General features: G+C 68.4%; 17 protein-coding genes and 1 tRNA gene. 6 read left to right on the top strand and 12 right to left on the bottom strand.

Annotated features, from left to right (window positions below):
* Nucleotides 1–5: 5 nt before the first annotated feature.
* Nucleotides 6–1,160 carry an ABC transporter permease gene (locus BT264_RS28555; RefSeq protein WP_072443172.1) on the top strand — a complete coding sequence of 385 codons (1,155 nt, stop codon included), beginning with the start codon at nt 6–8 and terminating at the stop codon, nt 1,158–1,160.
* Between the two features lie 4 nt (nt 1,161–1,164).
* Nucleotides 1,165–2,331, top strand: a complete 1,167-nt coding sequence (locus tag BT264_RS28560) for an ABC transporter permease (RefSeq protein WP_072443169.1) — start codon at nt 1,165–1,167, stop codon at nt 2,329–2,331.
* Between the two features lie 13 nt (nt 2,332–2,344).
* Here BT264_RS28560 and BT264_RS28565 read toward each other — a convergent pair whose 3' ends face one another.
* From BT264_RS28565 to BT264_RS28575, 3 genes are all read right to left on the bottom strand, one after another.
* On the bottom strand, nt 2,345–3,676 hold the full coding sequence (locus BT264_RS28565) for a carotenoid oxygenase family protein (protein ID WP_072443167.1): 1,332 nt from the start codon (nt 3,674–3,676) through the stop codon (nt 2,345–2,347).
* Between the two features lie 16 nt (nt 3,677–3,692).
* Nucleotides 3,693–4,316, bottom strand: coding sequence for a DUF2239 family protein (locus tag BT264_RS28570; RefSeq protein ID WP_072443165.1), 624 nt, complete (start codon nt 4,314–4,316; stop codon nt 3,693–3,695).
* A gap of 123 nt (nt 4,317–4,439) precedes the next feature.
* The gene (locus BT264_RS28575) at nt 4,440–5,171 is read right to left on the bottom strand and encodes a glutathione S-transferase family protein (RefSeq protein ID WP_072443163.1); all 732 of its coding nucleotides are present in this window, start codon (nt 5,169–5,171) and stop codon (nt 4,440–4,442) included.
* Between the two features lie 40 nt (nt 5,172–5,211).
* On the opposite strand from BT264_RS28575, the gene BT264_RS28580 reads away from it, so the two are divergent.
* The 3 genes from BT264_RS28580 (at nt 5,212) to BT264_RS28590 (ending at nt 9,202) form a co-directional block, all read left to right on the top strand.
* On the top strand, nt 5,212–6,198 hold the full coding sequence (locus tag BT264_RS28580) for a LysR family transcriptional regulator (protein WP_072443161.1): 987 nt from the start codon (nt 5,212–5,214) through the stop codon (nt 6,196–6,198).
* A gap of 203 nt (nt 6,199–6,401) precedes the next feature.
* Nucleotides 6,402–7,742: an MFS transporter gene (locus BT264_RS28585; RefSeq protein WP_072443159.1), complete on the top strand. Its 1,341-nt coding sequence runs from the start codon at nt 6,402–6,404 to the stop codon at nt 7,740–7,742.
* A 62-nt stretch (nt 7,743–7,804) separates the two neighbouring features.
* Nucleotides 7,805–9,202, top strand: a complete 1,398-nt coding sequence (locus BT264_RS28590) for an enolase C-terminal domain-like protein (RefSeq protein WP_072443227.1) — start codon at nt 7,805–7,807, stop codon at nt 9,200–9,202.
* Nucleotides 9,203–9,268: 66 nt separating this feature from the next.
* Here the strand turns inward: BT264_RS28590 and BT264_RS28595 are convergent, their stop codons facing one another.
* The 9 genes from BT264_RS28595 to BT264_RS28635 form a co-directional block, all read right to left on the bottom strand.
* Nucleotides 9,269–11,026: a flotillin family protein gene (locus BT264_RS28595; RefSeq protein ID WP_110281406.1), complete on the bottom strand. Its 1,758-nt coding sequence runs from the start codon at nt 11,024–11,026 to the stop codon at nt 9,269–9,271.
* A 90-nt stretch (nt 11,027–11,116) separates the two neighbouring features.
* Entirely contained in the window at nt 11,117–11,776 is a 660-nt protein-coding gene (locus BT264_RS28600; protein ID WP_072443156.1) for a YqiJ family protein, read from the bottom strand.
* A 33-nt stretch (nt 11,777–11,809) separates the two neighbouring features.
* Nucleotides 11,810–12,460, bottom strand: coding sequence for a PspA/IM30 family protein (locus tag BT264_RS28605; protein WP_256260724.1), 651 nt, complete (start codon nt 12,458–12,460; stop codon nt 11,810–11,812).
* Between the two features lie 111 nt (nt 12,461–12,571).
* On the bottom strand, nt 12,572–13,066 hold the full coding sequence (locus BT264_RS28610) for a hypothetical protein (RefSeq protein ID WP_072443152.1): 495 nt from the start codon (nt 13,064–13,066) through the stop codon (nt 12,572–12,574).
* A gap of 147 nt (nt 13,067–13,213) precedes the next feature.
* Nucleotides 13,214–13,289, bottom strand: a tRNA-Ala gene (locus BT264_RS28615).
* 66 nt (nt 13,290–13,355) lie between these two features.
* Nucleotides 13,356–13,709 carry a c-type cytochrome gene (locus BT264_RS28620; RefSeq protein WP_072443150.1) on the bottom strand — a complete coding sequence of 118 codons (354 nt, stop codon included), beginning with the start codon at nt 13,707–13,709 and terminating at the stop codon, nt 13,356–13,358.
* Nucleotides 13,706–14,506 (bottom strand): BON domain-containing protein, encoded by an 801-nt coding sequence (locus tag BT264_RS28625; protein ID WP_072443225.1) that lies wholly within the window; start codon nt 14,504–14,506, stop codon nt 13,706–13,708. Before BT264_RS28625 ends, BT264_RS28620 begins: the two co-directional genes overlap by 4 nt.
* A 17-nt stretch (nt 14,507–14,523) precedes the next feature.
* Nucleotides 14,524–15,105: an SIS domain-containing protein gene (locus tag BT264_RS28630; RefSeq protein ID WP_072443148.1), complete on the bottom strand. Its 582-nt coding sequence runs from the start codon at nt 15,103–15,105 to the stop codon at nt 14,524–14,526.
* Nucleotides 15,106–15,231: 126 nt separating this feature from the next.
* A complete protein-coding gene (locus BT264_RS28635) occupies nt 15,232–15,660 on the bottom strand; it encodes a YraN family protein (RefSeq protein WP_177318417.1) in 429 nt (142 codons plus the stop codon).
* A 46-nt stretch (nt 15,661–15,706) separates the two neighbouring features.
* On the opposite strand from BT264_RS28635, the gene rsmI reads away from it, so the two are divergent.
* Nucleotides 15,707–16,585, top strand: a complete 879-nt coding sequence (rsmI, locus tag BT264_RS28640) for a 16S rRNA (cytidine(1402)-2'-O)-methyltransferase (RefSeq protein WP_072443144.1) — start codon at nt 15,707–15,709, stop codon at nt 16,583–16,585.
* Nucleotides 16,586–16,598: the final 13 nt, after the last annotated feature.

Here is a 16,598-nt window from a genome sequence, read left to right on the forward strand (position 1 = left end):
GCGCGATGTACGTGCTGAAGCTGATCGCGCGCAACGCGCTGCGGCACCGGCTGCGCACGCTGCTGACCGTGCTCGGGCTGACCATCGCGGTGCTGGCGTTCGGGCTGCTGCACACGGTCGTCGACGCGTGGTACGCGGGCGCGGCCGCCGCGTCCAGCGGACGGCTCGTCACGCGCAATGCGATCTCGCTCGTGTTTCCGCTGCCGGTCAGCTACGAGAACCGGATACGCGGCATCGAAGGCGTGACGGCGGTGGTCCGCTCGAACTGGTTCGGCGGCATCTACCGCGACCCGAAGAACTTCTTCGCGAGCTTCGCGGTGTCGGAGAACTATCTCGACCTGTATCCGGAATTCATCATCCCGGCTCAGCAGCGCGCCGACTATAACCGCGACCGCCGCGGCTGCCTGGTCGGACGACAACTCGCGACGCAGTTCGGCTTCAAGGTCGGCGACGTGATCCCGCTGAAGGGCACGATCTATCCCGGTACGTGGGACTTCGTCGTGCGCGGAATCCTCGACGGCCGCGACGATTCGACGATCACGCGCCAGTTGGTGTTCCACTGGGACTACCTGAACGAGACGGTGCGACAGCGCACGCCGAAACAGGCCGACCAGGTCGGCGTATTCGTGCTCGGCGTCGCGAACCCCGACGACGGCGCGACGATCGCGCGCAACGTCGACGCGGTGTTCAAGAACTCGCTCGCCGAGACGCTGACCGAGACCGAGCAGGCGTTCCAGCTCGGCTTCGTCGCGATGTCGAACCAGATCATCGCGGCTATCCGCCTGGTGTCGTACGTGGTGATCCTGATCATCATGGCCGTGATGGCCAACGCGATGGCGATGAGCGCGCGCGAACGCACGGCCGAATACGCGACGCTGAAGGCGCTCGGCTTCGGCCCCGGCTTCCTCGCGCTGATCGTGTTCGGCGAATCGGTCGTGATCGCGGTGGCCGGCGGCGGGCTCGGGATCCTCGCGACGCCGCCCGCCGCGAGCCTGTTCAAGCAGGCGGCCGGCAGCATCTTCCCGGTGTTCAGGGTGTCGGCCGAGACGGTCGTGCTGCAGGCCGCGTGCTCGGTCGCGGTCGGCGTCGCGGCCGCGATCGTGCCGGCGTGGCAGGCGGCGCGCGTGCGCGTCGTCGAAGGCCTGCGGGCGATCGGGTAGAAGCATGACGATCCCGCTCACCTACATCGCGCGCAACCTGTGGACCAGGCGGCTCACCACCGCGCTCACCGCGGGCGGGATGGCGCTCGTGATCTTCGTGTTCGCGACGGTGCAGATGCTCGACGCGGGGCTCACGCAGACGCTCGTGTCGACCGGCGAACCCGACAACGCCGTGGTGATCCGCAAGGGCGCCGAAACCGAGATCCAGAGTTCGATCGACCACCAGCAGGCCAACGCGCTCGAGATGCACCCGGCCGTCGCGCTCGGCCCCGACGGCCGGCCGCTCGTGTCGAAGGAAGCCGTGGTGCTGATCTCGCTCGTGAAGACGTCGAGCGGCAAGCCGTCGAACGTCGTGATCCGCGGCGTGTCGCCGTCCGGCCTCGCGCTGCGGCCGCACGTGAAGCTGGTGGCCGGCCGCATGTTCGTGCCCGGCTCGTCGGAAATCATCGTCGGCAGTGCGATCGCGAAAGGCTTCAGCAGCACGCAGCTCGGCGACCGCCTGCATTTCGCGCAGCGCGACTGGACCATCGTCGGCATCTTCGACGCGGGCGGCAGCGGCTTCGATTCGGAGATCTGGGGCGACGTCGACCAGCTGATGCAGTCGTTCCGGCGCACCAGCTATTCGTCGATGGTGCTGCGCATCCCGAGCGCCGACGGCTTCGCGCGCTTCAAGGCCGACATCGACGTCGACCCGCGGCTGACCGACGAGGCGAAGCGCGAGCAGACCTTCTACGGCGACCAGTCGAAGGCGCTGTCGAAGTTCATCAACATCCTCGGCATCACGTTGTCGACGATCTTCTCGATCGCCGCGATGATCGGCGCGATGATCACGATGTATGCGTCGGTCGCGAACCGCGTCGCCGAGATCGGCACGCTGCGCGCGCTCGGCTTCAAGCGCATGAGCGTGCTCGCCGCGTTCCTGCTGGAAGCGCTGCTGCTCGGCTTCGTCGGCGGCGTCGCGGGGCTCGCGTGCGCGTCGCTGATGCAGTTCGCGTCGTTCTCGACGACCAATTTCCAGACCTTCGCGGACCTGTCGTTCCGTTTCGTGCTGACGCCCGCGATCGTGGTGAAGACGCTGCTGTTCTCGCTCGTGATGGGGCTCGTCGGCGGGTTCCTGCCGGCGATGCGCGCCGCGCGGCTGAAGATCGTCGACGCGCTGCGCGCGCAGTGACGCGCACGGCCGCTCAGCGCACGCGCGGCACCCACGCGCCGTGGAAGCCGGCCGGCACGCGGCGCGGCAGGTGCACGGTCGCGACCGGCCCCGCATCGATCGCGCGCGCATCGAGGATCACGACGTCGCTCGTATCCGTCGCCGCGCGGTAGACCATCACCAGCAGCCAGCCGTCGTCCTCGTCGACGCCGCCCGGGCGCGGCACGAACACGGGCTCGCCGTTCTGGTCACCGGCCGGCACCGCGTAGCGCGTCGTCGTGCCGCGCACGTGGTCGAAGCGCATCACGCCGCGCATTTCCGTATTGTTCGGCTGCTCGGCCGCATACACATAGCGGTAGCGGCGCCCCGTGCGGCTTTCGTTGATGCGCGGCAGCTCGATGCCGCCGTCGGCGAGCGGCCCTTCGTCGATCAGCCCGTTCGCCGTATCGATCACATAGCGCCACAGCTCGCCGACCGGGTTGTCGGCAAAGCGGCCCGTGCGCGCGTCGAGCCGCAGGTACCACGGATAGCGCACCGCATCGAGCACGATGCACGATTCGTCGCAGTCGTACGCGTTCACGACGTGCTGGATGAAGCACGGCTCGATGCCGAACCAGCGCACGTCGCCGCCGTGGCGCGCGATCACGCCGATGCGCGCGGCCCGGTCGTCGTGCCAGCGCAGCGGCATCCGGTGGCCCTCTTGCAGCATCGAGAAGTCGTAGCCGACGTTCAGGTCGAGCAACAGGCTGCGAGTTTCCGTGATCGCGAGGTCGTGCATCATCGACGGCGCGGGCACGTCGAGCGCGAGGTCGACGCGCTGCACGCCCTGCGCGTCGACGACGCCGTAGCGCAGCCACGGCGCGCGCCAGTCCGCACGAAACGCGATCAGTTCGCCCGTTTCCGGATCGACCTTCGGATGCGCGGTCATCCCGCCATCGAAACCCGCATGCCGCTCCGGCACGCCGAGCGAATCGAGCGCGACGGTGATCGCGAACGGCGCGCCGCCCTCCGCCAGCGCGAGCAATTCGCCGGCGTGCTGCAGCACGTTCACGTTCGGATTGGTATCGGGCAGATGCGGCGCCCGCGCGGGCGCATGCACGGCGGCCCAGCGGCGCGTGCGCGCCCAGCGGTTCCGGTAGCCGGCCGCGCGGCCGCGTTCGAACGCGATCGCGTGCAGCATCGCGGCTTCCGGCCACCACGACAGCACGTCGTTCCCTTCGAAGCGGCCGCCCGGCGGATTCGGGCCGTTGCGCAGCAGCGTGCCGTCGAGTTCGCGCGGGACGGCGCCGGTCACGCGCAGGTCGACGAGATCGACCTCGTCGGCGACCGGCGCGATCGCGCCGCGGTTCAGATCGAATGCGGTCATCGCGTCGCGCGTTCCGTCAGCAGTCTTCGGTGGACGGCGGCAAGTCGCCGCGCGCCAGCGCGAGCGCATGGTCGCGTACGTCGTCCGGCCATCCGGCGACCAGCTCGGCCAGCCTTACCGCGTCGTTCGCGTACAGCGCCCGCGTGGCCTCCTCGAAACCGGGCAGGTCGCCCGCCATCGCCGACATGAAGTGGTACGCGCGCGCCTGCGCGTCGCGGCGCCGGTCGGCCGCCGCATGCGTGCGCCGCGCGTCCTCGACGAGCTTGCGCAGCGCGACGGACGCGCCGCCCGGCTGCGCGCCAAGCCATTCCCAGTGACGCGGCAGCAGCGTGACCTCGCGCGACACGACGCCGAGCTTCGGCCGGCCGCGGCCGCGCTGCTCGCCCGCGCCCACCGGCTCGCCGGCGGCACCGGACGCGTCGCCCGGCAGCGGCGCATAGCGCGCGCGGATATCGTCCGCCGTGCCGCGCAGGTCGAGGTCGATCGAGCGGCCCGTCGCGTCGTCGAAGATCAGGATCGTGCCGGACGTTGCATCGCCTGCTTGCCTGGCCGCGAGCGCGACCGTCGCGAGCGGGCCCGACGCGAGCCGCCGGTGGCCGTCGAAGGCCGTGTACGAAGGAAGCAGCGTGGAGGTTGTCATCGTGGTCGCCCGCAGGCAGGAATCGGAATGGCGTTATTTTTATCCGGGTATAAATTGAATGTCAATATCACCCGGGTAAAAATATCGCCCGTATCCCGCCCTTTGGGCGACCGCGTTGCGCGGTCAGACCGTCCGGGCCGGAATCGCCAGGCCGCGCGCGCTGGCGAGCACGTCGTCGAGCGAGACATGGCCTTCGAACGCCGACGACGCCGACAGCGGCAAGTTTTCCTCGACTGCGTGCGCGAAGTGCACGCCCGCGTCGTCGGCGAGCCGCGCGCGCAGCGCGGCGATGCGCGGGAACGCATCGCGCTCGAACACCGCGTGATAGTCGGCCCAGCGGGCGATCCCGGCGAAGTACGCGTCGGCCAGCGTGCGCCGCGCGCCCAGCAGCCACGGGCCCTCGCCTTGCGCGAGCAGCGCTTCGAGATGCCGGTGTGCCTTCAGCACCTTGCCGCGGCCGTATGCCTGCAAGGCCGCTTTCTCGGCGCCTTCGCTGCCGTGTTCGTACACATGCCAGAGCGCGCCGAACGCGCTGAAGAACGTCGTGTTCAACCAGGCCAGCATCCGGTTCAGCCGGTCGAAATCCGCGCTGCCCTGGCGGAACGCGAGGCCGCTGTCGAGCGCCTGCGCGCCGACGTGGCCGAGGATCGCGAGGCTTTCGGTCAGCACGTCGCCGTTCGCGGTCACGAACGCCGGCGTCTCGGCGACGGGGTTCAGCGCGAGGAACGCGTCGCTCGTCACGAGGCCCGGCATCGTGATGCGCGACAGCCGGTACGGGTGGCCGGCCCATTCGAGCGCGACGATCGAGCCGAACGAGCAGCCGGCGGGAATGCCGTAGAGAAGGATCGGGGACATCGTGGTATTCCGCGGAAGTTGAACGAGCGATCATGCTCCCATGGCGAACGATGATGCGGTAGCCGCTAGAATCGAAACCCGTCGTTTCTTTTTGTGGACGCTGACAGTGAATCTGAACGATCTTTATCTGTTCGTGCAGGCGGTCGACGCAGGCAGCATGTCGGCGGCCGCGCGCCGTCTCGACTTGCCGAAATCGACGGTGAGCAAGCGCGTTGCCGAGCTCGAACGCACGCTCGGCGCGCGGCTCGTGCATCGGACGTCGCGCAGCTTCCGGCTGACACCGGTGGGCGCCGAATTCTTCGAGCATGCGCGCGCGGCCGTGATCGAGGCCGAAAGCGCGCGCGACGCGGTGCTGCGGCAGGCCGCCGAACCGGCCGGCATCGTGCGGATCACGAGTTCGGTGCCGATTGCGCAGCACATCCTCGCGCCATGCCTGCCGGCGCTGGCCATCGCGCACCCGAAGCTGCTGCTGCAGATTCATGCGAGCGATCGCCTCGTCGACATCGCGCAGGAAGGTTTCGACATCGCGGTGCGCAGCCATTTCGCCCCGCTCCCCGATTCCGCGCTCGTGCAACGGCCGCTCGCGACGTCGCCGATCATCATCGTTGCGTCGCCGGGCTATCTCGCGCGCGCCGGCGTACCGGACGAGCCGGCCGACCTCGCGCGGCACGACGGGCTCCACCCGGGTCAGCAGCCGTGGCGGCTACAGCGCGGCGGCGACACCGTCGAAGTGGCGCCGCGCATCCGGCTGCAGGCCGACGAATCGACTCTGCTGCTGCAGGCTGCGACGGCCGGCCTCGGCATCGCTTGCCTGCCCGACTGGATCGCAGGCGATGCGCTTGCGTCCGGCGCGCTCGCACGCGTGCTGCCCGGCTGGCGGGCAGGCACCGTCACGACGACGCTGCTGATGCCGCACCGGCGCGGCCAGTTGCCCGGCGTGCGCACCACCGTCGAGTTTCTCGCGCGGCACGTGGCGCGCCATCATCGAGTCGGGGCGGACGACGCGCATGCCCGAGCGATCGAATGACTTGATCGATTCAAATGCTGAATCGATCAAGTCAGCAATTGGCATGAAAGCGCAAATATCGACATGACAGAATGGCCCGGACGCCCTGCCTGCATCGGCGTCCGGCGCCCGGCCCCCTGGCCGGCGGCGCCTGAACACATAACGCGCGCACCCGATGCGCCTGCCGCACGACGGCAACCTTCCGCCTTTCGGAGGAGACAGTCATGAATCCGCTTCAAGCGCTGCCGGCGTCCGCGTCGGCAACGGCCCGGCGCACACGCGTGCGCTGGCTCGTGCTGGCCGTCCTGTTCGCAGTCACGACGATCAACTACGCGGATCGCGCGGCGATCGCGATCGCCGGCCCAAGCCTCGCCCGCGCGCTGCACCTGAGCCACGTGCAGATCGGCTTCATCTTCTCCGCGTTCGGCTGGTCGTACGTGGTCGCGCAACTGCCGGGCGGCTGGCTGCTCGACCGCTACGGGTCACGCATCGTCTATGCGTTCAGCATCTTCTTCTGGTCGCTGTTCACGCTGCTGCAGGGCGCGATCGGCTTCTTCGGCGGCGCGGCCGCGTTCGCGCTGCTGTTCGGGCTGCGCTTCCTGGTCGGCGCGGCCGAGGCGCCGTCGTTTCCGGCCAACAGCCGGATCGTGTCCGCGTGGTTCCCGGCCGCCGAGCGCGGCACCGCGTCGGCGATCTTCAACGCCGCGCAGTACGCGGCGACCGTCGTGTTCGCGCCGCTGATGGGCTGGCTCGTGCATGCGTTCGGCTGGCAGTCGGTGTTCGCGGTGATGGGCGTGCTCGGCTTCGCGTTCGTCGCGGTGTGGAACCGCACGATGTACGACCCGAAGGACCACCCGAACATCAATCGCGCGGAACTCGACTACCTCGCCGAAGGCGGCGCGCTCGTCAACATCGACCAGGCGACGGGCGCGCACGGCGGCGGCCCGTCGATGCGTCACGTGAAAGCGCTGCTGAAGAGCCGGATGCTTATCGGCGTGTACGTCGCGCAGTACTGCATCAACGCGCTCACCTATTTCTTCATCACGTGGTTTCCGGTCTATCTCGTGCAGGCGCGCGGGATGTCGATCCTCAACGCGGGGCTCGTCGCGTCGATCCCGGCCGTGTGCGGGTTCCTCGGCGGGATTCTCGGCGGCGTCGTATCCGACGCGCTGCTCAAGCAGGGCCGGTCGCTGTCGGTCGCGCGCAAGGTGCCGATCGTGTTCGGCATGCTGCTGTCGATGTCGATGATCGTCTGCAACTACACCGATTCGCACGTGCTCGTCGTGCTGTTCATGGCGCTGTCGTTCTTCGGCAAGGGGCTCGGCGCGCTCGGCTGGGCCGTCAACGCGGACACCGCGCCGCGCCAGATCGCGGGGCTGAGTGGCGCGCTGCTCAACACGTGCGGCAATCTGTCGAGCATCACGACGCCGATCGCGATCGGCTATATCGTCGACCGCAGCGGCTCGTTCAACGGCGCGCTCGTCTATGTCGTCGCGCACGCGCTCGTCGCGGTGATCTGCTACCTGTTCGTCGTCGGCGAGATCCGCCGCGTCGAGCTTCATTGAACGGCGCGGGCCGCGCCGGCGCGTCCGGCGGCCCGCGCGCCACCGGAACCAGGAGCGAACCGATGTCCGAATCCCGCCGTGCCGGCACCCCGCGCGTCACGCGCATGCAGGTGATTCCCGTCGCCGGCCGCGACAGCATGCTGCTCAACCTGTGCGGCGCACACGCACCCTGCTTCACGCGCAACCTCGTGATCCTCGACGACAGCAGCGGGCATACCGGCGTCGGCGAGGTGCCGGGCGGCGAAGGGATCCGCCACGCGCTCGAGCGCATGACGGATCTCGTGATCGGCCAGTCGATCGGACGCTACCAAGCGACGCTCAACGCAGTGCGCGCGGCGCTGTCCGGCGCGGGCGCGAGTGCGGGCCGGACGATCCGGCACGAGGTGACGTCGGCCGGCGAAGCAGCCGTGCTGCGCCAGCCACACGAGATCAACCTGCGGCTCGACAACGTGATCACCGCGATCGAGGCCGCGCTGCTCGACCTGCTCGGCCAGCATCTCGACGTGCCGGTCGCGGCGCTGCTCGGCGAAGGCCAGCAGCGCGACGCGGTGCCGATGCTCGCGTATCTGTTCTACATCGGCGACCGGCGCCGCACCGATCTGCCGTATCGCGACGAAACGCACGCATCGGACGCGTGGTTCCGGCTGCGCAACGAAGCGGCGCTCACGCCGGCCGCGATCGCGCGGCAGGCCGAGGCCGCGGTCGAGCGCTACGGCTTCGCCGACTTCAAGCTGAAGGGCGGCGTGATGGCCGGTGCCGACGAGATGGAAGCGATCGCGGCGATCAAGGCGCGTTTCCCGAACTCACGCACGACGCTCGACCCGAACGGCGCATGGTCGCTCGACGAGGCCGTCGCGCTGTGCCGCGGCCAGGGCCACCTGCTCGCGTACGCGGAGGATCCGTGCGGGCCGGAAGGCGGTTATTCGGGCCGCGAGGTGATGGCCGAATTCCGCCGCGCGACCAGCATTCCGACCGCGACCAACATGATCGCGACCGACTGGCGGCAGATGGATCACGCGGTGCGGCTGCAGGCGGTCGACATTCCGCTCGCCGACCCGCATTTCTGGACGATGCAGGGCTCGGTGCGGCTCGCGCAGCTGTGCCGCGACTGGGGGCTCACGTGGGGCTCGCACTCGAACAACCACTTCGACGTGTCGCTCGCGATGTTCACGCATGCGGCGGCCGCCGCGCCCGGCACGATCACCGCGATCGACACACATTGGATCTGGCAGGAAGGCGACGCGCGGCTCACGCGCGAGCCGCTCGCGATCGTCGGCGGCAAGGTGGCCGTGCCGGAGCGGCCGGGGCTCGGGATCGAGCTCGACATGGCGCAGGTCGAGGCCGCGCACGCGCTGTACAACGAGGTGGGCGGCACCGCACGTGATGACGCGGTTGCAATGCGCTATCTCGTGCCGGGGTGGACGTACGATCCGAAGCGGCCGAGTTTCGGGCGGGGGTGACGGCGGCCGGCGGAAGCAAGAGGCTCCCGCCGGCCCGGCAGACGGCCGATGCGCCGCTGACCCGCGTTATGCGGTCTCGGCGCCGCCCTCGCGCGAAGCAGCGGCGGCTGGTGCGGGGTGCGCCACCGGTACGGCGTGCGTCACCGGTACGGGACTCGCCGCCGGCTTGCTCGGATGGACAGCCGGCACCATTCCTTGCAGCGATCCGCCGGACAGGCCGATTTCGCCGAGCAGCGAATCGATCAGCGGTGCGTGGGCGCGATAGGACAACGCCGCGGACATCGCCTGCTCGGCCAGATTGCCCCCAGCCGCGGCCGGCGCGCCGCCGTCCGTTGCGCCGTTGCGATTGAGCCCGTCGACCTGGATGATCTTGATGCCGTCGATCGACTTCATCGGCTCGACGGTCTGCTGAATCACGCCCGGTAGAGCCTGCAGCAGCGCGAGCTTGAATTTGAGGCTCGTCTGATCCGACGACAGCGCGTTGATCGCGTCGTTCAGAGCACGCTGTGCCTCGGCCTCCGCGAGCCCCTTCTTGCGCGCCGCCTCGGCCAGCTCAACCATCGCGGCAGCCTGCATCTGGGCCGCGTCCCGTTCAGCCCGCGCCTGCGTCGTGATGTGAACCGCCTGCGTTTCCGCCTCTTGGGACGCTTCGATCAGCGCGACCTGTTTCGCGCGATCCGCCTCGGCGGTCTTGCGCGTCGTCTCGACCAGCTGCTCGGCACGCACCGCGTCCGCGAGCGATGCATTCGCACGAGCCTGCGCCTGCGATTGCGCCTCGGACTTCTCTGCGATCACGATCTCCTTCTCCTGCTGCGCAATTTCGGTCACTTTCGCCTGCTCGATCGCCGCCATCTGCGTAACCCGCGTCTGTTCGATCTCCTTCACGCGCACTTCGCGTTCCGCTTCCACCTTGCGGGTGCGCAACGCTTGCTCGCGCTGGATCTCGGATTCCTGGATCTGCCGCTCGGCGCCGATCCGGCTTTGTTCCGCCTCCTGGTGACGCTCGGCCTCGAACGCGGCAATACGGGCGTTCTGTTCGGCCGAGCGCGTCTTGACCTGCTGCTCCTGCTCGAGCTTCATGAACGCTTCTTGCTGCTCAATTTCGAGCTTGCGGGAGAGCGCGTCGCGGTTCTTTTCGCGCACGGCCACCTCAGTGTCCTGCTCGACCTCGTTGCGCTCCTTGCGGCGCCGCTCGGTTTCCTGGGTGAGCTTCGTCAGGCCTTCGGCATCGAACGCATTGTTCGGATCGAAGTACTCCTTCGACGTCTGGTTGAAATTGGTCAGCGACACGCTTTCCAGCTCCAGTCCGTTCTTCGTCAGATCTTCCGCGACCGTGTTCTGCACGCCCTGCACGAATTTTTCGCGAGCATCTTGCAGGTCCTGCATCGTCATCTGTGCAGCGGTCGAGCGCAGTGCATCGACGAACTTGTCGTCGACGAGGGCGCGCAGATTTTCCGGCGCGAGCGTGCGCTGGCCGAGCGTCTGCGCCGCGGTCGACACGCCTTCCTCGGTCGGTGCGACCCGCACAAAGAATGCGACGACCACGTCGACGCGCATCCGGTCCTTCGTGATGAGGCTGTCGCGCGTCGCCCGGCTCACTTCGAGCTTCAACGTGTTCATGTTGATCGGGATCACCTCGTGAAACACCGGCAGCACCACGGCGCCGCCGCTCATGATCACCTTCTGCCCGCCGAGACCGGTGCGGACGAAGGCTCGCTCCGCGGACGCGCGCACGTATAGACGCGCGAAAATCATGCCGATCACGCAGATACCCACCACCACTGCCAATGCGACAGCGCCCCAGAATGAGAGTGCATTCATCATGATGTTTGTTCGACTCCTATATACGGATGGTGACAGCGAGGTGCGCCAGCCCGCGCCGCCCGGAACGGCGGCTGCCTGGCGAAACGGGATTCAGAGCAGTTCGGGCCGGGGGTTTTCGATTGCGTGATAGCGCGAACCCGAAATACGCGACACGAGCAGGACCGTCGTGCCTTTCGCGAAGGCCCGGCCTGCCTCGTCAGGCTCCACCCGGACGTAGTGCTGCTGACCGTGTTCGTCGACGAGCCGCGCTTCGGCCGGATTGCCAAGCGACGCTTCGCCGGTGACGATCCGCGCGGTGCGGCCGATGAAATCGGCTTCGGAAACCGCCGTGGTTTCGCTTTGCGGGAGAAAGCGCGCGACGAACTTGCCGGTGTGACGTACGAACGGCAGTGCCGCGACTGTCGCCAGCCCCACGGCCAACGCGGTGGGCAGCATGAAGCCCGCCACGGCCTGCAGCGACGTCTGCAAGGCGAGCCCGAGAACCGAAAAGCCGAGCAGGAACAGGATCAGCAGAATCAGCAGCGGGACCCGGCCGACATGCAGCCAGCCGAGAAACTGGCCGACGACGCTGGCGTCGGGGCCGCCGTCGGCGTGGTCGAGACCGAAATGCAGGACGAGCAAGTTGCCCGCATGCTCAGTCAGGCTCAGCCCCAGCAGCATCGACACGCACTCCAGCACCCCGATGACGATCATTAGCGCAATCGCGACGACGAACGGTGCGTTGCCCGGCAGCATCAGTGAAGAAGTCATTGTCGTTTTGCTCTCAGGTTCGGAATCGAATCATCAGGACATGTCGTCCGGCAGCGTTCCGGGTTGCGACTTCAGGCGGGCGACGCGTTCCTCGATCCGCTGTTCCTTGTGCAGCGTTTCGAGACGATACAACAACGACGGATTGGCCGACGAAGGACTGGTGCCCATCCCCGCCGTCCCCGTCGCGCCGGCCATCGTCCGGTTGAAACCCTGTTCGAGCTGCTCCGCCCTCGGGTCGGCGCCCTCCGTACGGCGCTCGCCGTCGCCGGGCGCGGCGGCCCGCGCCGAGATCAACTCGCGCAGCCCCGCTTCCATCTCCGCCCGCTTCGCGCGCACGCCCAGCAGGTCGGCCTCGGCGACCTGCGCGCGCTCGCTTGCCTCGTGCAGCGACAGCTGGAGCACGCCGAGTTGGTCCTCCAGTTCGATCTGCCGTTCCGCACCGGCACGCACGGCCGCATCGTCGTTCCGGGCGAGCGCGGTGCCAAGCAGGTCATTCAGTCGCTCGATCTCGTTGTTGATGCGCGCGATCGCCTTGGCCGCCTGGTACCGCGCGGCTTCGTGCCGCCCCAGCACCACCCGCGCCTGTGCGATCACGTCGTCGAATTCGCGCAGGTACTGCTCGAGGATGGCCTGCGGCATGCGGCTTTCCAGCGAACCGATCAACGCATGCACGTTCGCGGTCAACAGCCTTTTGACCCGGATACCGAAATGTTCTGTCGTCACGACTTGTCACTCCTTCAGGGATTCAGGCGGGCCAGGTCGGCCCGGCCACCAGATGCCGGCTTCGCGGGCTGCTCACGGATTTGCCTGCGCCGGCTGAATGAGGTTCGCCAGTTCCTTGACCTCGTGCACGTATGAATCGAGCACGGCCGGTTGATAGACGGGGGGATTGCCGGTCACGGCAAGGCGCAGCATGCCGAGCAGCAAGCGCATGCTCTTCGCGGTCAGCCGCGCTTCAAGTTCGCCAGCAGCCTCGGCGATCGGCTTGCCCGGCGGCGCCGCCGTCACGAGGCTGGCCATAAGTTCAGGGAGTTGCGCCGCGAGCAGGGTCACGATTTCGGAGCGCTGGTGCGTGGCGTGTTCGTAAGCGTCGATCGCGTCGAGCACCGGCCGCACCTGCTCCCTGAACAGCGCCGCGCAACGGACGAAATCGTGTGCCCCCCTGCCCCGGCGGCGCGCGTCGGCAATCAGCGCGCGAATCTTGTCGCTCGGGCTCGTCGCATCCGGCAGTTGCAGTTCGACCAGCCACGCGAGATCGTCCTCTGGAATTCGTACCGATACGGTTTGCATGACGTTCAGCCCCTTCGAGTCGATTGCTCAAAGCATAGTGCGTCCGTATGCAAATGTATACGTTTGTATTTTGAGATAGATCCGAGGCGCCGGCGTCGCCAAAAACAAAAAGGGCCCGATCTTACGACCGAGCCCTTCGAATTCCGTTGGTGGAGCGGAGGAGGATCGAACTCCCGACCTTCGCATTGCGAACGCGACGCTCTCCCAGCTGAGCTACCGCCCCAACAGTCGACCATCATACACACGCATTTCCGCGCTTGGCAATAGGGGTTTCAGCACCCATAAAGCGTCACTTTGACGGCGCGCCAGCCAGCACCCATTCGACCACCGAACGGACGTCGGCATCGCTCATCCGCGGGTGCGCAGGCATCGGAATTGCACCCCAGACGCCGGAGCCGCCTTCCTTCACCTTCTTCTGCAGCTTCGCCACGGCCTGCGGATCGGACTTGTAGCGGGCGGCGATATCCTTGAACGACGGGCCGACCAGCTTGCGGTCGACCGCGTGGCAGCCCATGCATGCGTTGCCGCGCGCCACCTTCAGGCCGTCGCCGACGTCCGCATGCGCGGCGCCCAGCGTGCCGGCCACGAGCGCCGCGGCCGCGGCGCCCTGCACCATCCACTGTTTCATCTGCACGATCTTCATTGCGACGGTGCCTTCGGGTTGCCCGGGTGCACGTTCGACGAATTCGAGATCGGCGCGGGCGGCTGCAGCGGCGTGGACTGCACCGACGCGTCGGGCACCGCACCGACCGTCGCGGTGTCCGCCGGCGCGGCGGCAGCCTGCGTGCCGGATGCGCCGCTCGCGGGCGACGCGGCCTGCAGCGCCTGCGCATCCTGCGGCTTGACGTACTGGAACACCTTCACGACCTTCTCGACGCCCGGCACCTGGCTCGCGGCTTCGGCGCCGCGATTGCCTTCGTCGACCGTCACGAGACCCATCAGGTAAAGGTTGCCGCGCTCGCTGACCACCTTGTAGTAGTTCGCCGAAATGCCCTTCGTCGCGATCAGCTCGGACTTCACGCGCCCTTCGAGGTACGAGTCGTTCGCACGCGACGACAGCGACGCCGCCGGCTCGACAGACAGCTCGTTGACGATGCCGTTCACGTTGTTGATGCCGCGCACGATTTCCTCGGCGCGCTGCTTCGACGCATTGTTCGGCACTTCGCCCGTCAGCAGCACGCGGCGGTTGAACACCGTCACGTTCACGTGCGCCTGGTCGGGCAGCCCGTTGTTGATCTGCGAAAGCGCCTTGACCTGGATCTCGCGATCTTCCGTCTGCGCACCGAGCGTACGGCGATCGGTCGCGATCAGCGCGCCGCCGCCGGCCGCTGCGCCCACGACCCCGAGCACACAGCCCTGCAGCGACACGGCGAGGCCCGCCGTCAGCGCGGCGAGCAGCGTGGTTCTGACGAGCGTCTGTTTGACGCGGCTTTGATTCATCGACGGCTCTCCTTCGTTCAATCCTCACCCAGCAGCATCGCGTCGATGCCGTCGCACAGGCAGTGGATGGTCAGCAGATGGACTTCGTGGATGCGCGCCGCGCGAACGGCGGGCACACTGATCGGAATATCGGTGTCGGACAGCGCGGCCGCGACCGCGTGGCCGTTGCCGCCCGTCAGCGCGACGACGGTCATCTCGCGCTCGTGCGCTTCGCCGATGGCCGCCAGCACGCGCGGCGACGCGCCGGTCGGGTCGAGCACCAGCAGGATGTCGCCGGTCTGGCCGAGCACGCGCACCTGTTGCGCGAACAGTTGCCCCGCCGCCGCGCCCGCGAGGCCGGCCTGCGACGCATCGGTGGCCAGCGCGATCGCGGGCAGGCCCGGACGCTCGCGCTCGAAGCCGCCGACGAGCGACACCGCGAGATAGTGTGCGGCGGCGGCCGACGGGCCGTCGCCGCACGCGACGATCTTGTTGCCGTTCGCCAGCGCGGCGAACATCGCGTCGACCGCGGCTGCGATCGGCAACGACAGCGCGTCGGCCGCTTCGGCATGAAGCGCGGCGCTGTCGCGAAATTGTTGCTGAATACGTTCGACTGACATCGATTCCTGGTGAACTGGGCGCGTGGCACGCATCGCGCGACATCGTGGGTGCGGCGAGTTTACCGTACTCCGGCACCCTCTCCAGCGGTCCGGCAAGAACTCTTTACATCTCGTCACAGCTCGCCGCTACGCATCGTCGGTACGAAATGCGTCGCGCAGCCACGCGAGCCGCCCGGCCTCGAACGCGACGACGTCGAAACGGCACGCGGCACCGTCACCGTGCCGCGCCCAGAACTGGAGCGCCGCGGCAACCAGGCGCCGCCGCTTGCGCCAGCCGACGCTCGCGGCCGCGCCGCCATGCCGGACACTGCGCCGCGCGCGCACTTCGACGAACACGAGCATGCCGTCGGGCTCGCGCATCACGAGATCGAGCTCGCCGCCGCGCATCGTCACGTTCGCCGCCACGCACACGAGGCCGCGGCGTTCGAGAAACTGCCGTGCACGCTGCTCGAATGCCGCGCCGACCGGTTTGGATCGCGCCGCACCGGAAAAGTTGTCGCCCGCGCGCGGCAAACCGCGCACGCCATCCGGCCGCGCCGGCGCCGCGTGGCACAATGCCGTCCTTGTTCCGCCTGCGCCGCGATTGCGCGCATTGCCTGCCATGACTGCCCTCCTCGAACTCGCGCATACGCAGCACTACCCGAGCGCCGCACTCTACGTGGTCGCCACGCCGATCGGCAACACCGCCGACATCACGCTGCGCGCGCTGCACGTGCTCGGCCTCGTCGACCGCATCGCGGCCGAAGACACCCGCAACACGGGCCAGCTGCTCGCCCGCTACGGGATCTCGAAGCCGCTCGTCGCCGCGCACGAGCACAACGAACGCGAAGCCGCGCAGCGCGTGATCGAACTGCTGCGCGCCGGCGAACGCGTGGCATACGTATCGGACGCCGGCACACCCGGTATTTCGGACCCCGGCGCGCGGCTCGTCGACGCAGTGCGTGAGGCCGGCTTCGCGGTGATCCCGCTGCCGGGCGCGAGCGCGGCCGTGACCGCGCTGAGCGTGGCCGGCGGCTGGGCCGGCGCGTTCACGTTCGCGGGCTTCCTGCCGCCGAAGGCCAGGCAGCGCGCGACCGCGTTGCAGGCGCTGGTGTCGCATCCGTACGCGCTGGTGTTCTACGAAGCACCGCACCGGATCGCCGAAACCGTCGCTGCGCTCGCCGACGCGTTCGGCCCCGCGCGCCGGCTGCTGATCGCGCGCGAACTCACCAAGCTACACGAGCAACTGTTCCAGGGCACCCTGGCCGAAGGACAGACCTGGCTCGCCGGCGATGCGAACCGGCAGCGCGGCGAATTCGTGCTGGTCGTCGAAGGCGCGCCGGCGGCGAGCGGCGAAGCCGACGACACCGCGCACGACGCGCTGCTCAGGCTGCTGCTGGAAGAAGTGCCGGTGAAGAGCGCGGCCAAGCTCGCGGCCGCGCTGACGGGCGCGTCGCGCAACACGCTGTATGCGCGTGCGCTCGCGCTGAAGGAAGGTTGACGCGCGACGGCGC

It is taken from the genome of Burkholderia sp. NFPP32, from assembly GCF_900119325.1.
In the GTDB taxonomy this organism is placed as follows: domain Bacteria; phylum Pseudomonadota; class Gammaproteobacteria; order Burkholderiales; family Burkholderiaceae; genus Burkholderia; species Burkholderia pyrrocinia_C.

Bases quoted from the DNA above. Each gene is read 5' to 3' on its own strand.
- BT264_RS28560 (WP_072443169.1), top strand. From the start codon at position 1,165: ATGACGATCCCGCTCACCTACATCGCGCGCAACCTGTGGACCAGGCGG.
- BT264_RS28580 (WP_072443161.1), top strand. From the start codon at position 5,212: ATGGCGAACGATGATGCGGTAGCCGCTAGAATCGAAACCCGTCGTTTC.
- BT264_RS28575 (WP_072443163.1), bottom strand. From the start codon at position 5,171: ATGTCCCCGATCCTTCTCTACGGCATTCCCGCCGGCTGCTCGTTCGGC.
- BT264_RS28565 (WP_072443167.1), bottom strand. From the start codon at position 3,676: ATGACCGCATTCGATCTGAACCGCGGCGCGATCGCGCCGGTCGCCGAC.
- BT264_RS28600 (WP_072443156.1), bottom strand. From the start codon at position 11,776: ATGACTTCTTCACTGATGCTGCCGGGCAACGCACCGTTCGTCGTCGCG.
- BT264_RS28590 (WP_072443227.1), top strand. From the start codon at position 7,805: ATGTCCGAATCCCGCCGTGCCGGCACCCCGCGCGTCACGCGCATGCAG.
- BT264_RS28620 (WP_072443150.1), bottom strand. From the start codon at position 13,709: ATGAAGATCGTGCAGATGAAACAGTGGATGGTGCAGGGCGCCGCGGCC.
- BT264_RS28570 (WP_072443165.1), bottom strand. From the start codon at position 4,316: ATGACAACCTCCACGCTGCTTCCTTCGTACACGGCCTTCGACGGCCAC.
- BT264_RS28610 (WP_072443152.1), bottom strand. From the start codon at position 13,066: ATGCAAACCGTATCGGTACGAATTCCAGAGGACGATCTCGCGTGGCTG.
- BT264_RS28555 (WP_072443172.1), top strand. From the start codon at position 6: ATGTACGTGCTGAAGCTGATCGCGCGCAACGCGCTGCGGCACCGGCTG.
- BT264_RS28625 (WP_072443225.1), bottom strand. From the start codon at position 14,506: ATGAATCAAAGCCGCGTCAAACAGACGCTCGTCAGAACCACGCTGCTC.
- BT264_RS28595 (WP_110281406.1), bottom strand. From the start codon at position 11,026: ATGATGAATGCACTCTCATTCTGGGGCGCTGTCGCATTGGCAGTGGTG.
- BT264_RS28585 (WP_072443159.1), top strand. From the start codon at position 6,402: ATGAATCCGCTTCAAGCGCTGCCGGCGTCCGCGTCGGCAACGGCCCGG.
- rsmI (WP_072443144.1), top strand. From the start codon at position 15,707: ATGACTGCCCTCCTCGAACTCGCGCATACGCAGCACTACCCGAGCGCC.
- BT264_RS28630 (WP_072443148.1), bottom strand. From the start codon at position 15,105: ATGTCAGTCGAACGTATTCAGCAACAATTTCGCGACAGCGCCGCGCTT.